Raw genomic sequence first — 15,149 nt, forward strand, 5'->3', positions numbered from 1 at the left:
CTCAACACAATCAGGCTGGGCGTGTCAAACGCAAGGATCGAGGCGACGAACAACAAGATAAAGCTACTGATACGGACTGCCTATGGCTTCAGGAATATGAACAACATGCTGTCGCTGATAATGTTGAGCTGTTCCTATGTAGATGTAAAGATAGCCTACGAATGGGAATCGGAATCGAGAGAATCATCTAGCAAGGCTGCCTAAATGCTTCCACACATGTTGATGATGCCTCTTTTTTGTTTATATTTATTTGTGGATTAGGGAAAGGATGGACTATATGAGATTTGGGTACACCAAGAACGCACCTGCTTTTGCGTTGGCATTTTTATCTACAGTTTCTTCTGCCGTGGCTGCTGACTGGTATGCCAAGGAAACTCAGTGGGCCGGCCATGATCCGGACATTATCCGTTATGAAGACGGGTACGCCTTGATGACTACGGACAACCATCTGCTGATGCAGACTTCCGAAGATGCCTTGAACTGGAAAAAAGGCGAACCTGCCATGCCCCAGTTCGAGAAATGGCTTTATACCTATGCGCCAAACATGATCGATATCTGGGCGCCGGATATACATTTCATTGGTGGCGAATACCGCGTGTACTATTGCGGTTCCGAAATGGGGATCCGTTCTTCCGGTATGGGCTTTATGTCCAGCAAGGAAATCGATCCCACGAAACCTGGTTATGGTTGGACGGACCAGGGCGAGGTGATTCATACCGTAAAGAACGACGCTTATAATGCCATTGACGCGGCGGTGCTAAAGGACCTTCAAGGCAAGGTCTGGATGGCCTTTGGCTCCTGGGGTACGGGAATCCACATCATTGAACTTGACGAGAAAACAGGCAAGGTGACCAAGGGGGCGGAACAAATTAATATCGCCAACCGTGGTGGTGCCGGTGTAGAAGGGGCTAGCCTCATTGAACATAATGGCAAGTACTTCTTGTTTACGGCTTGGGATAACTGCTGCAAGACAGGTGCTAACCTTGATGGAAATTCCTACAAGACTGTTGTGAACCGCGCTAATTCCATTACGGGACCTTACCTGGACCGTTCCGGAAATCAGGCCCTGAAAGGTGGTGGAACCATTTTGCTGCAACGCTACGGACGCTATTACGGACCTGCCGGCGGCGAAGCTTTTGAAGATATTAATCGTCAGCGCTTTGTGAATCATTACTACGATAAGAACGATACTGGTCGAGCTAAGATCCAGGTTCGCGACATTGTCTATACGGAAGACAACTGGCCTGAACTCGGTCAGCCGTTTCTGGGACGTTATTTGAGTGCCGAAGCGGAACATGGAATTCTCAGCAACGTGGAAATCTCAAGCAGTTCCAAGGCTTCCAACGGCGAGTATGTTGGCTACATCAATGAACCTGACAGCCGTATTCGTCTGCCGATGATTATACCTCAGGCTGGCGATTACTTGATCCGCTATCGTTACGCCAATGACTGGACCGATGAAGGTTCCCACTTTGTGGATGTTAACGGCGTAACCCGCGAAGTGAAGCTGCCCATTACTGGAGCCTGGGGTGAATTCCCAGAAAAGTCTGTGGTCTATATTCCCGCCAAATTGAAACGTGGCAGTAACTTTGTTGAAATTACCAAGGGCAAAAGCTATGGGGAACTGGATCGACTGGACTTCCTCCGCATTATTCGCGATACCATTCCTGCAAATGGATTTGATAATGGTATTCGCCTTCGCCTAGATGAAAATGACCAGATGGCAATCAAGGATGGCGGTTACGCCATTTATGAGAATGTCATTACGGATTCTATTACAGGTCCTGCTGTTCATGTAGAAGTGAAGAATTGTGCTGGAGGATCACTTTCCATTAGAACTGAAAGCAAAAAGGGCGATGAAATTTCCAAGTGCGATCTTCCCACGTCTTGTGGGGATTCCAAGTGGGTTAGCGTAAAGTGCTCCGATTTGCCTGAGCTGAAAGGCGTGCAGGATTTCTATGTAACTGCTTCTGGATTATCTGGGGAATTGCTGGTCGGGAACATCAAATTTTCTAAGGCGGCTGAAGCCGAGGGCGATTCTCTAGAAAGAATTTCTGCTGTGAAATCCGTTGCTGGTATGCACTATGATGGAACTACACGAACCGTAGAACTTTCAAGAGATATGCGTTGGACTGTTTTTGATTTGAATGGGGTCGAGGTCCGTCGAGGCTTTAGTCGCAAGGTTGATCTGAAAAACCTTGGTCAGGGGAGCTATCTGGTTCGTGCTGGCGGTTCTTCTGTGAGAGTCCATTAAAACTCTCTAAATGGCGTGTTGCACGCGAAAGGAGTATGCTAGAAAGGTAAAAAGTTCTATATTGAACCTGTACTTTTACTTTTAAGGCGTTTTATGAAAATCGGTAAGACTGAAGCTCGTTTGAATGCAGAAATCGAAAAGCGCGGTGCGTTGTTTGCTGTGCTGCTGGATCCTGATACATCAGACGAGACTGCCTTTGTGAAGGCTGGTGCCATGGCTGCTGAAAATGGCGCAGACCTGCTGCTGGTAGGCGGCTCCTATTTGGGTAATTTCACCTTGCCGAAACAGGTGGCTGCTCTTAAGGCTAATGTGGATCTTCCCGTTGTCCTGTTCCCGGGTGGCGCTTCTCAAGTTGTTCCTGGTTTTGATGCCATGCTGTTCATGACTTTGGTTAGTGGCCGCAATCCCAACTACCTGATCGATGAACAGGTTCGTGGTGGTGCCTTGGTTCGTGCCCTGAACATGGAAGCCATTCCTACGGCTTATCAGTTGATCAATAGTGGCAAGCGTACTACAGTTGAATATATCAGCAATACCATGCCGGTACCTGCTAACAAGCCTAAGCTCAGTATGGTGAATTCCATTGCCGCAGAACTCATGGGCATGCGCTATGTCTATCTGGAAGCAGGTAGTGGCGCCGAAGAGCCCGTTCCTGTAGAACATATTGCCTACACCCGCAAGGCAACCGAAATGACCATCATTACTGGTGGCGGTATTAAGGACCCGCAAACGGCTGCTGTCCGTGTTGCTGCCGGTGCAAATATCATCGTGACGGGCACCCTGTGGGAAAAGGTCCAGGACCCGAAACTCCTTGCTGAATTCTCTGCTGCGATTCATACTAAGGGTTAACATACCTAACGTTGCAAAACGTTGTATAAAATCAAAAAGGCTCCACCAAGGTGGAGCACTTTTTTTTGGATGAGATTGTTTGAACGATTTGCTATTTCCGTTTGCGGGTCTGCTTCTGCTGAATGTATTTCGTCAAGAAGTTGTAGAATTGTTCCGTCTTGGAATTGTCCTGTTTGTTGCGTCGCAAGGAAACCACGATATCTCGCTTGAATTCGGTGTCCGTAATTTCAAGGAGCTTAATCTTTTTGTGATCCATCTTTCCCCAGGAAAGTTCTGGCCAGAATCCCACTCCGATACCTGCGGCGACAGCTTCCTTGATTGCGGTTGCGTTGTCGCTTTCAAAAGTGACATTGGCGTGGAAGCCGATTCTGTCGCAAAGCTCGTTGCAGATTTTGCGGTATTGCTTGGATCCGTAGAGTCTGATGAATTTTTCATCTTTTAGATCGAGAAGGGAAATGGAACTAAGCTTTTTGTATTGGGCTGTATTGGGAACGGCCAAGAAAATTTTTTCGGAATGGACGAAAGTCTTGTCGCTATTTGTATTATCCAGTTCCGGTTTGTAGGTGGCGTATGTCCTTACGCAAATGTCGAAAATGTTTGTTTCTTCATTTTGGATAAGGTCTACGTTTATGTCGGAATTGTTCTGCTTGTATTCAATGACGGCATTTGTAATTAATGTTGATGCCGCAAGAACGTTCAGCTTGACATTGTTGTTCTGCTTGTTGGCTGTGGCTCGCAGTTGTTCGGGCAGCTCCATCATGTTGGCGTAAAGGGGGAGCATCTTTTCGTAAAAGAATTTTCCGCTTTCTGTAAGTTTGATGTTTCTGCCGGATGTCTTGAAGAGCGCTACACCGAGCTCATCTTCCAATTTGTGTATGGCTTGGGTGAGAGCTGGCTGGACGATGCAAAGGTTTTTTGCGCTTTGAGTGACGTGCTCAGTGCGTGCCACTTCTAGAAAGTATTTAAGCTGAGTCAGTTCCATCAATAATAAATATAAAACTTATGTCTTCTATTTCCTAGGTTTTTAATTGATAATATTTAATTATTGAAATATCATAAAATTTGATGAAAGTTTTATGTAATCATCAAAAAAAATTATCAATGTGATATGAAGAAATTATTAGTCAAACTGGAATGTTGATTCTAGATTTGGCGCCGTAAAAAGAGCTCTTAAAATTCTAATCGTCAAAAAACTCTTAAGGAGATTGATTTATGAAGCTCAGGTTTGTTGCTGCCATGGCCGTTGTAGCCTTTGCCGCCTTTACCTTCACCGCCTGCGACAAGGCCAATGCCTGCAACTATAATGAGTCTGCAAATACTCTTACTTGCCAGGAAAAAACTTACAAGACCGTAAAGACTGGTAATAAGGTCTGGATGGCAGAAAACCTGGCTCGCTTTGATTCTGATTCTAGCTTCTGCTATGGAAGCAATCATGAAAACTGCGAAAAGTATGGACGTCTCTATCCTTATGAGTCCGCCAATACAATTTGTCCCGATGGTTGGGCTTTGCCGTCTCAGGCAGATTTTGAAGGTGTTGATCTTAAAGTTCTTAATGTCTTGAATGCCGGTTATCGCTATGCTAGTAACGGTAAGTTTGCCGATGAAGGTGTCAGCGCCAGCTTCTGGACTGCAGATTCTTATGACGATGCCCGCGGAACTATGGTTCGAATCAAGGATGATTCTATCTCCTACGAACATTTCAGCAAGAGTATCGCCTACTCTGTTCGTTGCATCAAGAAGTAGCACTTAAACATTTATCAATATACAATCAAGCATATGGAATGGCTAATTAATCTCTTTATCGGTACTTCTGTAGCGCAGCAGGTTGTTGTGCTCTCTTTCACCGCTGCCGTGGGCCTTATGATCGGAAAGATCAAGGTCAAGGGTGTTAGCCTGGGCGGCGCGGGAGCCCTGTTTGTCGGTATCTTGATGGGCCATGTGGGCTTGCGCATTGAACCGAATGTTCTGCACTTCATGCAGGAATTTGGCTTGATTCTTTTTGTCTACACCATTGGTATGCAGGTGGGGCCTGGTTTTATTGACTCCATCCGCCGCCACGGCCTTGTACTTAACATTTTGGCGGTAAGCGTTGTGCTTATGGGTGTGATTGTCACCCTCTGCCTTTACTTCTTTACGGATATGCATAACAACGTACCCGTGCTCATTGGAATGCTTTGTGGCGCAGTCACAAATACGCCTTCCCTAGGAGCCGCAAATTCAGCCTTTGTCGCGGCCGGGGCAGACACATCCCTGACGGGCATTGGGTACGCTGTTGCATATCCGTTTGGCGTTCTCGGAATCATTCTGGTCATGATTCTTATTCGAATCTTCTTCAGACAGGATCCGCAAAAGTCTGCAGATGATTATGCTTCTGAAATCGCAGCGACCCGCAAGGATATCGTTTCTTGCAGCCTTTCTCTGGATAACAAGAATCTGTTGGGTTCCAAGATTAAGGAAATTCCGGGAATCCGCTCCAGTGGCGTTGTTATTACCCGTCTCCTTCGCGACGGCAATGTTTCTATGCCCGACGGTAAGGTGGAATTGCAGCAGGGCGACTGCCTCCACATTGTGGGCTTCCCTGAAGCAGTTGCCGAAATGGAAAAGATTATCGGTACCCGCCTGTCGAAGCCGATTACCGAAAACGATTCCAAGTTTGAAACTCGAAGCATCCTTGTGACCAATAAGAAAGTCCTGGGCAAATCTTTGGGCGAACTGGCTCTTGAACGTTTCGGTGTGACTGCAAGCCGTGTCGTGCGTGGTGAATTCAAGTTTACGGGTCGTCTGGATCTCCGTCTGAAATTTGCCGATAAGATTCTTGTTGTCGGTCCTCGCGAAAGTATAGATGCTGCAGCAAAGCTCCTGGGTGATTCCCTGAAGGCTCTTGAACATCCCGAAATTATTCCCGCCTTCGTTGGAATTTTCCTGGGAATTATCGTTGGATCTATTCCCCTGACCATTCCTGGAATGCCGACCCCGCTGAAACTTGGTCTTGCTGGTGGCCCGCTGGTTATTGCCATCATCCTTTCCCGAGTTCGTAAGATTGGCCCTCTGAATTTCTTTATGGCGGCAAGCGCAAACTTGATGCTTCGAGAACTTGGTATTACTTTGTTCTTGACTTGCGTCGGTCTCAATGCCGGTATCAAGTTCTTTGACGTGTTACTGAAGGGAGATGGTTTTTACTACATGGGACTTGCCGCACTTATAACCTTTATCCCCTTGATGGTTGCGGGTATTGTGGGCAAGCTGGTTTTCAAGGTAAATTACCTGAGCCTGTGCGGTGCCATCGCTGGTTCCATGACCGATCCTCCGGCACTTGCCTTTGCCAATGGCCTTTCTGGAAGTGAAGCTGTAAATGTGGGCTATGCTTCTGTGTATCCGTTAACAATGCTGCTCCGTATTTTGAGTGGCCAGGTACTTGCCATTATTCTCTATAGCGTCGTGTGACGGATCTAGAAAACAGGTTCTTTGTTCTCCTCCAATCGAAACCCTTAATCCCCGGTCTCGCGGCAGACCGGGGATTTTTATCCAGTTTGCAGTTTTTTGCCCGATTTCCCCATATTTCAGGGATGTTCTCGTTTGCAATCCTTTTTTAAAAGTGTATTTTTCAAGGAAGAAAAGAGCCGCAAGCAAATTGCGGTGTTATTGAGGTTAAAATGCGAAAAATTGTGATTGCGACCTATGTACTTCGTGGACTTGGCATCGTGTTTGTACTGCTAAGCCTGTTTGGGCATAGTGTAATTTTGAATTTGTTTCCTGGCCTTGAAGGTCAGTCGATCAATCCTATTTTCTATTCTGGCGTTGTGGTATATCTTGTTGGTGCTGCCATTTATTTCGTCATCAATAAGAAGGAAAAGGCGGAGCGACGTCGCCGCATGATTGAAGAGGCCGAAGAAAAGGCTTTTGGTCCCCGAGACTAGATTGAGATTTTTATGATAAAAATTGAGAATTTGCACAAGACCTACCGCAGTGGTTTCTTGATGAAACCGAAGCTCGCCCTTAAGGACGTGAGCTTTTCTGTGGAACCGGGTCAAATTTATGGTTTTATTGGCCCTAACGGTGCCGGAAAGTCTACCACCATCAAGGTGCTGACCGGTCTTTTGAATTTTGATTCCGGAACGGTGCTGGTGAACGGTATTAGCCCCCGCGATGTAAAGAGTCGTACCTTTTTGGGCTATTCTCCTGAACAGCCGTATTTTTATGATTACTTGACTGGACGAGAACTTCTGAAGTTCTATGGCAAGCTTGTTGGTCTGGATGGGGTTGAACTGGATAAGCGTATTCAGTGGGCCTTGGAACTTTTGCATGCCGACAAGGACTGGATTGACCGCCGCCTCCGTTCATATTCAAAGGGTATGATGCAGCGCGTAGGAATTGCCCAGGCTATTCTCGGTAAGCCCAAACTTTTGATTCTGGACGAACCTATGAGCGGCCTCGATCCTATGGGCCGTCGTGACGTTCGTGGTGCAATCCAGCAGCTGAACCAGGATGGGGTAACGATTTTCTACTCCAGCCACTTGCTCAGCGATGTGGAAAGTATCAGCCATCGTGTGGCCATGATTGTAGATGGTAAGATTGTTCGTGAAGGTACCGTAGACGAGATTACGGAATCTTGCGGCGTTGAATACCACGTTCGTACCCGTCAGGGTATCCTCCAGTCGGAGTTGCCCGAGGGCGTAACCCCTGCAGGTCATCCTCAGGAATGCATTTGTGCTGATGATGCCGCTCGTGATCGCCTCTTGCGCTACTGCCTAGAAAAGGGAATCGCTGTGGAACGCATGGAACACAAGCGCCCCAGTCTTGAAGATATTTTGACAGAGGAGATTGCCCGTGCAGACGTTTAAGCATATTGGCGTTATTGCCCTCAATACCTTCCGCGAATCCATTCGCGACAAGATTCTTTATAATATCGGTTTCTTGGCTATCGCGCTCACCTTGTTCAGCATTGTGCTTGGTGAATGGTCTGTTTTTGACCGCTCTTACGTGATCAAGTCTACAACCCTTTCTGTTATGAGCCTTTCTGGTCTCCTGATTTCCATTTTTGTGGGTATCAGCCTGGTGCAGAAGGAAATCAAGGGACGTACGGTGTTGACCTTGTTGTCTAAGCCCATTAGTCGAGCCTCCTTTATTGTTGGCAAGTACTTTGGGCTGCTGGCTGTGGTGGCTGTGCATCTGGCTCTCCTGACTTGCATTTATTATCTGATGCTTCTGGCTACCGGGTCTGAGCCGACTTTGAGTCTGCTTACTGCGATCTACCTGATTTTCTGCGAGATGGCTGTGGTCATTGCGGTGGCCTTGTTGTTCAGCAGCTTTAGCAGCACTGTGCTTAGCGCCCTGTTTACCCTGGGTGTCTATTTTGCGGGACACTTGAGCAATCAGCTTTTGGAACAGGTCCGCTTTGCTAGCCGTATGGGCGAGATGAGTGGGGCTTCTACTGCAGTTTTCGAAAAGGCTGCCGTTGTCATTCACGCGGTTTTCCCGGGCCTTTATCGTTATAATGTTACAAGTTACGTGGTTCATGGCGTGGCTCTTCCGGATATGTATGTATTCTGGAATTCTGTGTACGCCGTTGGCTATGTGGGTGTTTTCTTGGCCATCGCTAGCTGGTGGTTTAGCCGGAGGGATTTCCTATGAGAAATCAGTATATGGCAAAGGTCCTCGTTCACAATAAGGTGGTGTCCGAGGCTCAGATTCAGGCCCATTGGGGCGAAATTACAGACAAGAAGGATATTGGCCAGGTACTGGTTGATGCCGGGGTATTACAGCCTCCTGTGTACATCAAACTTTTGGCCTTCGTCAAGAATTTGGAAGCCAAGGCTGCTGCCGAAAATGCTGCTGCGCCTGCTGCGGAAGCTCCCGCATCTTCAACCTCGGCGAAGGTTTCCGCACCGTCTATGCGGACTATGGCTTCGAAGCCTGGTGAATCTTCTGCTTCTGCCTCGGATGATGCCGGTGGTCTTCAGATTGAAGGCAATAATCCTTACGGAGAAACGACTTCTACGACCAATATGGAAGTGGAGACTGTGACGGGGCTTGAGGCTACTAGTATCAGCACGGTGCAGGTTCAGACAGAATATGATGAAAATGCCGAAGATGAGGATGATGGCAAGTTGCCGGCTCGTTTTGCCGTGGCTACTGGAGAGGGTAAGGCTGTTGAAGCTCCCGAGACCATCCGTCCAATGACGAATTTGTCTCAGCTGATTGCGTTCGCCCGAAAGTTTAATGCGACGGATATTTACCTGTTTGCAAACCGTCCCGTTGTGATGCGTCAATCCGGTGGGCTGTTCGTTGCGTCGGAAGCTGTTCTGGATCTGGATCGCATCAACGACCGCCTGAATGAAGCTGTTGTGGGTTTCTCTGACGGTTACAAGATTATTGTCGGCAAGAACTTCAGCAAGACTATTGGTCTTGCGGGTGCTGGTCGAGCCCGCATTACGGTTACCTGGAACGGAACCACGCCTAGCATTTCCATTCGCGTGATTCCCTCGGAAGTTGCAAGCCTTGAGAATTTGTATCTGCCGGCATTCTGTAACCAGTTTGCGGATTTGACAAGCGGTCTTGTCTTGATTGCGGGCCCTGCAGCAAGTGGTCGTTCCACGACCATGACGACTTTTGCGTCGACTATTGCCGCAAACCGTGATGTATACATCCAGACGATTGAAAAGCCCATTGAACGTCTCCTGGAGAATCCTCGTGGTGCCATCGCTCAACGTGAAGTGGGACTCCATGTGCGTTCTGGTATTGAAGGCGTTGAACTCGCCATGGCCAGCGGTGCCGATGTAATTTTATTTGATCACCTGGAAACAGCCGAGGAACTGGACTTGCTGTTGCGTGCCTCTAATTCTGGCGCTCTGGTGTTTGCCGTAACGGATGGCAATAATGTACACGCCCTGCTTTCTCGTTTACTGTCTTCTGTTCCCGAAAGCAACCGTACTGCTTTTGCCAATACTCTGGCAGACCAGCTTAAGGGTGTTATCGTTCAGCACTTGATTCCCATCGTCCAGAATCAGGGCTTGATCCTGGCTGCAGAAGCGATGAAGATGACTTCTCCCATGGCCAACTTGTTACGCCGTGGTGATGTGTCTCAGGTGGCTGCGGCAATCTCGAGCCAGAAGGATCAGGGTATTACCTTGGATGATTCCTTGCAGAAGTGCGTTGAATCTGGTTACATTGAAGGTGCAGAAGCTTGGAAACGTGCTTGCGATAGTCGTCGTTTCGCTTCTTATCGTCCGACAAATTAATGGAGGTTTGTGATGGCTACAGAAATTGATTCTCTGTTGGATTACGCTCTGCAGGTCGGAGCTAGTGAAGTGATTGTTACCGAAGGTGCTCCTGCTGCGGTTCGCCTGGCTGGCAAGGTTTGTGCCATTCCCGATGCTCCGGCAACGGAATTTGGAACGCTTAGAAAATTTTTGGGATCTATGGACGGAGAGTCCGGAATGATTCTTGGTGGCCCCTGGTGCAATTCCCGCTGGAGAGTTCGCTACTGCCGTGCCGCTCTCGGGAATACGGCGGTGTTCCGCCCCGTTCTTGAGGATTGCCCGGATTTTTCTGCCCTTGGCGTTCCTGAAATGCTGTCTAGCCTTCTCAGCTTGAGTGGCGGTCTTGTTGTGTTTGGCGGTCCCGCCTGTAGCGGCAAGACAACTACAGCTACCGCTTATGTGTCTGCCTTGTGCCAATCCAAAATTTTGCGTGTTAGCCTTTTGAATCCCAAGGAAGAGCTGAAGGTAAAAAGAGGCGACAGCCTTGTGCTTGAAGACTCCCGAGGTGATGTCCAGAGCAAGATTGCCCAGGCACTTCGTAGCGGCACTGATTTGATTTGGCTTGGGGATTTTGAAGGCATGTCCTTGATTCCTATTCTGAAAGCTGCGGAAGCCGGCGCCCTGGTTGTCCTTAATGTTTCTGCGGGCAATACGGTTGGCGTGCTGGAGGCTCTGCTTTCTTCGGAAACTCCGGAAAATCGCGGGTTGGCTCGTAACATGTTGGCTTCGGTTCTCAAGGCCGTTGTCGTGCAACGTCTTGTTCCTGCCGCAGAAGGTAATGGTGCTGTTCCTGCATGGGAAATTCTTTACGGTACTCAGAACGTGGCATCAAGAATCCGTAATGGCGAACATTATACCCTGCCCTCGATTATTGCGGCCTCTGCCGCCGACGGCATGTTGTTGATGGATGACTGCCTTGTAGAATTAGTAAAAGCCGGTTATGTAACGCAAGAGGAGGCTGCTAAGTATGCGGCTAACCCTGCGCGCATGGCTTAACGCATTCTGCTCTTTAAACGGGGCGGCATTTTTTGCCGCCTTTTTGTCGTTGTCCTTTTGGGGTGGAGCGGAAGCTTTCGCTCAGGAAGGCATGCTACCTTTTGATGAAACACAGGAAATGGCTCTTACGGATTCCTCTTCCGTAGATTCTGTTTCCCGTGGTTCCGCGGTCATGGATTCCGTTGCGACGGATTCGGCTTTGGCGGGCCCGGTTTCGTCTGATTCTGTTTCGTCTGCCTCCATTGTGAATGATTCTTCTGCAGTGGTGACTCCGGCGTTGCCTAAAACGGTCAAGAATGTATTGTATTTAGGAGGTGGAGATCATTCTCCCTGGTATCATTTAGGTGTTCTGTATGCTATAGAAGAATTTGGAATTCCTGTGGATTCTGTCGTGGCTACGTCATGGGGCGCCTGGGTTGGTGCCCTGTGGGCGAAGGGGGTGTCTCCAGATGAAATCCAGAGAATCATGCTGGACTCTACCATCGCTCCTTATGTGGGACGTAATTTGACTGCGGAAACCGCCGGCCTTTCGCAGGAAGGTGGTGACGCTTTTGAATGGGCCTTGTCGGAAGATGGAATTCCTTCGTTGAGAAAAAGATTTTCTGTTTCAAGGACTGATGACGGTCACCTTGTTCAAAATAGAAAGCCCCTTGTGAGAGACTCCGTTCCTTCTGGACGAGCTTTGGCCAAGTTGAGGTTTCAGGAAAGTCTGTATCGACAGCCGATTCAATATGCACGCCCGTTTTCGCTGGTGGGTTGCGATGAGAACGCCACGGCGGAATTTCGTTCGGGTTCTGTTGATGAAATCATAAAGTCCCTGCCGTTGTGGTGGAACGATGGTGATGTTTCTGTTAAGCGGGCTTCCGGTGAACTTTGTCCGTTTTACGCCTTGCCTGCAGAAGATCGGTTAGATGAATTGTCTATTATCGTTGTTGCGGATCCTCTTAGAAATCCCCCTGTCGGAGATGTGCGGAATCGGTTGCTTCGTAAGATGGAATCTGCGCAGCTGTCCAATCAGCCGGGGGTGATAATTCGCTCCCATGCCATTTCTGACACTTCTCGTAATGCCTGGATTCAGGCGGGTTTTTCTGCCGTAGAACAGCGACGTACTTCTCACCCGGCGTTGTCCTCCCGCAAGGTGGATTATGGGAATGGACGTAGACCGGCTGCAAAATCCTGGTTCCGTTTTTCTCCGTCGCTAGACAGTTTACGTTCGTCTATTCATGCAGCTGTGCGGTCTTACTGGACCGAGGCGGATACGGGTTTGGCTGGCCCTCGTAATTTTGCCGGAGCTATTCTGAAAAATCCGGCTTATGACTCGTTGGATTTCTTTATGGGTGCAACGGGGGATCTGTTTGTAGAGACGGTATCGCATCCGACTTTTGATCTTGCTGTGGGCGGTTTTGGCTCGAACGTAGTTGGCCCCCAAGCCTATGCCGAAGGCTCTGTTCGCTATGTTGATCATGTGGAACTGCAATTGACTCTGGCTGGATTCTGGGGTGGAAATTCCTATGGTGTGATGCCTCGTCTTGATATTTCCAAATTGTTGGGACTCGGTTGGGGCGTTTCTCTGGATTTCGCTTTCCTTAGATTGCAACCGCTGCGGTCATATTACAACAGTCTTCCCTGGAATTTAAAAGTCGGCCATGAAGAACGTATGGATCTGAACTTGTCCATGTATTACGAAATAGATTCTCGCCAGAAGATTGCTGCAGAATTTCTTTTTGGAAGCAGGACCTATGAGCTGGACACCTTGCATTATAGAAATGGTGAAGTCGTAACATACCCGGTTTCTCCCATGCTTCATTACTCTTATGAATCGTCTGGTGAATCTGGGTGGTTTGCTGAAGATGGTGCCGGTGTTGATGTGATGGCTGGTATGGAATCTATCGGTTATCGATTTGACATCATGGACCTTGTGCCGATCTATTGGAAGATTCTTGTTGACGGTCGCCTGGTCTATTCGCCTCACCCCAACGTATCGCTGGGTATTGGTGTTGCCGGTGGAATTGAACGCTATCACGAAGATGGTTTCGGCTATGTTTCCCCCAAGTCGTTCGAATGCGGCCCGCTGGATTTGGCTTACCGTCTGCATGCTCAGGCAACCCCTTGGTCGACGGAATGGTATAACCGTGAGTTGTCTTCCCACGAATATGGTATGTTGCGAGCTAATGGTGGAGTCCATGGAAAACATCTAGGTGCCTGGATTTTTGTTGCTTATTACCATGACTTTGAAGACAGCCCCTTGGCAGAACTTGATGTAGATAAGTTTGTGGTTGAACCTGCGGTAAGGTTCGTCTACAAGTCAATGGTCCTGTATATGGGATTGAATAGAATTGTTGACAAGGATTCGTTTAAAGAGTTGAGGAATCTGTCGGATTACAGTTACTTTATCCGTGTCGGCAATTATTCTTTCTAAATGTATGACGTAAAAAAGGGGTCTCGCGAGAGACCCTTTTGCTTTATACAACGCCGAAGTTTTTCCACTTTCCGCCACGCCAGCGGATATAGTTGACAATGGAGCGGTAGCATTCGTCGGCGGCCATGCCTAACCAAATTCCTGCAAGGCCCAGTTCTAAAGTGAAGCCGAGGAATAGTGCGGTTCCCAGGCCGCAAGTCCACATCATGGCGGTGCCTACGATGGCGGGGAACTTGGAGTCTCCTGAAGCACGGAGCGCTGAGGTTATGGTCATGTTGGCTGCCTTGAACGGCTGCAGCAGAACGTCGCACCACAGGCAGATTTTGCCCAGTCTCTGAACCTCGGGGTCGTTGGTGTAGAGGGATAGCAACTCTGTTCCGAAGAGGGCGACGATGATAGCGACGATGAGCCCGCTGGAACAACCTGCAATAAGGCTCTGGTGCAGTCGACGGTTGGCCATCTGGTAATCGTGGGCTCCTACCAGATGGGCCACCAGAATCTGGTTGCCGCTGCTGAGACCCACGCTAAGGATTACCGCCAACATGGCGAAGTTGGCACTGAAAATTCGTGCGGTCATGGACACGATTCCCAGGTGAACGATAATGGCTGTAAGGACTACCTGGAACATCTGGAAACTGACCGGCTCCACGGCTGCGGGGAAACCGATACGGATCCAATCAGGAAGGATAATACGGGAACGCTTAAAATCGGTACGTCTAATTTTATGGTGAACCTTATAGCGCAAGATGCAGAACAGGATGCCAGAGGAAATCGCCCAGGAAAGCATGGTGGCTAGTGCCACGCCCTTTACGCCCATGCAGGGAAGTCCGAAGTAACCGTTCAGGAATACGACGTTCATGGCCGCATTGGAAATGATGGTGATAATGTTTCCAAGCAAGTTCCAGGTGGTTAGACCATTGGTAGCTATGAGGGCGGTCAGTGTAGTCTGCAGGGACCTGAAGGCGAAACCGAAGGCGACTACGTGAAGGAATTCCTGGGCGTATCCGGCAGCCTCTCCGGAGAGTCCCATCCATCGGACGATGTTTCCTTCTAGGGGGATGATGATGAGCATGAAGGCGATGCCCAGCAGGATGCTCCCTATGAGGACCATGGTCTGGGTGGTGCCAGCCTGACGGGGGCGCTCTGCCCCGAGGAACTGGGAAGCGATACTTGCGCCCGCCTGGGAGAACGCGGTAATGGCCATGAATAACGCTCCTAGCAGGGGACCGAGGGCTCCTACGCCTGCCGCCGCGGTTTCAGAAGTTCTAGAGAGAAACCAACTGTCCATCATGGGCTGGAATGTGGCGATTCCAAATGTGAGGAACAGGGGCCATGATAGGCTGAGCAGGGAGCGGTCTTTGACTTGCATATA

Annotated in this window: 13 protein-coding genes; 11 read left to right on the forward strand and 2 right to left on the reverse strand. The window is 48.9% G+C overall.

What is annotated here, in order from left to right; genetic code table 11:
- The 3 genes from BUB94_RS00005 to BUB94_RS00015 all read left to right on the forward strand — a co-directional run.
- Window positions 1-204: transposase (locus BUB94_RS00005; RefSeq protein ID WP_139258420.1), on the forward strand; the 204-nt coding region annotated here is incomplete at its 5' end.
- Window positions 205-277: 73 nt separating this feature from the next.
- Window positions 278-2,254, forward strand: coding sequence for a family 43 glycosylhydrolase (locus BUB94_RS00010; protein ID WP_073157936.1), 1,977 nt, complete (start codon window positions 278-280; stop codon window positions 2,252-2,254).
- Window positions 2,255-2,347: 93 nt separating this feature from the next.
- Complete coding sequence (locus tag BUB94_RS00015) at window positions 2,348-3,103, forward strand: phosphoglycerol geranylgeranyltransferase (protein ID WP_073157638.1); 756 nt, start codon at window positions 2,348-2,350, stop codon at window positions 3,101-3,103.
- Window positions 3,104-3,194: 91 nt separating this feature from the next.
- Here BUB94_RS00015 and BUB94_RS00020 read toward each other — a convergent pair whose 3' ends face one another.
- Entirely contained in the window at window positions 3,195-4,085 is an 891-nt protein-coding gene (locus tag BUB94_RS00020; RefSeq protein WP_073157636.1) for a LysR family transcriptional regulator, read from the reverse strand.
- Window positions 4,086-4,315: 230 nt separating this feature from the next.
- On the opposite strand from BUB94_RS00020, the gene BUB94_RS00025 reads away from it, so the two are divergent.
- The 8 genes from BUB94_RS00025 to BUB94_RS00060 all read left to right on the forward strand — a co-directional run bounded on the left by BUB94_RS00025 (window position 4,316) and on the right by BUB94_RS00060 (window position 13,777).
- Window positions 4,316-4,846, forward strand: a complete 531-nt coding sequence (locus BUB94_RS00025; RefSeq protein WP_073157633.1) for an FISUMP domain-containing protein — start codon at window positions 4,316-4,318, stop codon at window positions 4,844-4,846.
- 33 nt (window positions 4,847-4,879) lie between these two features.
- The gene (locus tag BUB94_RS00030; RefSeq protein WP_073157630.1) at window positions 4,880-6,547 is read left to right on the forward strand and encodes a putative transporter; all 1,668 of its coding nucleotides are present in this window, start codon (window positions 4,880-4,882) and stop codon (window positions 6,545-6,547) included.
- A gap of 209 nt (window positions 6,548-6,756) precedes the next feature.
- Complete coding sequence (locus tag BUB94_RS00035) at window positions 6,757-7,020, forward strand: hypothetical protein (RefSeq protein WP_073157627.1); 264 nt, start codon at window positions 6,757-6,759, stop codon at window positions 7,018-7,020.
- Between the two features lie 12 nt (window positions 7,021-7,032).
- A complete protein-coding gene (locus BUB94_RS00040; RefSeq protein ID WP_073233232.1) occupies window positions 7,033-7,944 on the forward strand; it encodes an ABC transporter ATP-binding protein in 912 nt (303 codons plus the stop codon).
- Window positions 7,931-8,734, forward strand: a complete 804-nt coding sequence (locus BUB94_RS00045) for an ABC transporter permease (RefSeq protein WP_073157621.1) — start codon at window positions 7,931-7,933, stop codon at window positions 8,732-8,734. The genes BUB94_RS00040 and BUB94_RS00045 overlap by 14 nt, the downstream gene beginning before the upstream one ends.
- Complete coding sequence (locus BUB94_RS00050; protein ID WP_083537908.1) at window positions 8,731-10,341, forward strand: type IV pilus twitching motility protein PilT; 1,611 nt, start codon at window positions 8,731-8,733, stop codon at window positions 10,339-10,341. The genes BUB94_RS00045 and BUB94_RS00050 overlap by 4 nt, the downstream gene beginning before the upstream one ends.
- A gap of 12 nt (window positions 10,342-10,353) precedes the next feature.
- On the forward strand, window positions 10,354-11,358 hold the full coding sequence (locus tag BUB94_RS00055) for an ATPase, T2SS/T4P/T4SS family (RefSeq protein WP_073233242.1): 1,005 nt from the start codon (window positions 10,354-10,356) through the stop codon (window positions 11,356-11,358).
- Window positions 11,330-13,777: a patatin-like phospholipase family protein gene (locus tag BUB94_RS00060; RefSeq protein WP_083537909.1), complete on the forward strand. Its 2,448-nt coding sequence runs from the start codon at window positions 11,330-11,332 to the stop codon at window positions 13,775-13,777. The genes BUB94_RS00055 and BUB94_RS00060 overlap by 29 nt, the downstream gene beginning before the upstream one ends.
- 43 nt (window positions 13,778-13,820) lie before the next feature.
- Here the strand turns inward: BUB94_RS00060 and BUB94_RS00065 are convergent, their stop codons facing one another.
- A complete protein-coding gene (locus BUB94_RS00065) occupies window positions 13,821-15,146 on the reverse strand; it encodes an MATE family efflux transporter (RefSeq protein WP_073157610.1) in 1,326 nt (441 codons plus the stop codon).
- Window positions 15,147-15,149 lie beyond the last annotated feature (3 nt).

Origin of the sequence: Fibrobacter sp. UWH9, from assembly GCF_900129715.1 — a bacterium.
Lineage (GTDB): Bacteria > Fibrobacterota > Fibrobacteria > Fibrobacterales > Fibrobacteraceae > Fibrobacter.

Excerpts from the sequence above, each read along its gene's own strand:
- BUB94_RS00030 (WP_073157630.1), top strand. The coding sequence starts at position 4,880 with ATGGAATGGCTAATTAATCTCTTTATCGGTACTTCTGTAGCGCAGCAG.
- BUB94_RS00060 (WP_083537909.1), top strand. The coding sequence starts at position 11,330 with ATGCGGCTAACCCTGCGCGCATGGCTTAACGCATTCTGCTCTTTAAAC.
- BUB94_RS00065 (WP_073157610.1), bottom strand. The coding sequence starts at position 15,146 with ATGCAAGTCAAAGACCGCTCCCTGCTCAGCCTATCATGGCCCCTGTTC.
- BUB94_RS00025 (WP_073157633.1), top strand. The coding sequence starts at position 4,316 with ATGAAGCTCAGGTTTGTTGCTGCCATGGCCGTTGTAGCCTTTGCCGCC.
- BUB94_RS00040 (WP_073233232.1), top strand. The coding sequence starts at position 7,033 with ATGATAAAAATTGAGAATTTGCACAAGACCTACCGCAGTGGTTTCTTG.
- BUB94_RS00010 (WP_073157936.1), top strand. The coding sequence starts at position 278 with ATGAGATTTGGGTACACCAAGAACGCACCTGCTTTTGCGTTGGCATTT.
- BUB94_RS00035 (WP_073157627.1), top strand. The coding sequence starts at position 6,757 with ATGCGAAAAATTGTGATTGCGACCTATGTACTTCGTGGACTTGGCATC.
- BUB94_RS00020 (WP_073157636.1), bottom strand. The coding sequence starts at position 4,085 with ATGGAACTGACTCAGCTTAAATACTTTCTAGAAGTGGCACGCACTGAG.
- BUB94_RS00050 (WP_083537908.1), top strand. The coding sequence starts at position 8,731 with ATGAGAAATCAGTATATGGCAAAGGTCCTCGTTCACAATAAGGTGGTG.
- BUB94_RS00015 (WP_073157638.1), top strand. The coding sequence starts at position 2,348 with ATGAAAATCGGTAAGACTGAAGCTCGTTTGAATGCAGAAATCGAAAAG.
- BUB94_RS00055 (WP_073233242.1), top strand. The coding sequence starts at position 10,354 with ATGGCTACAGAAATTGATTCTCTGTTGGATTACGCTCTGCAGGTCGGA.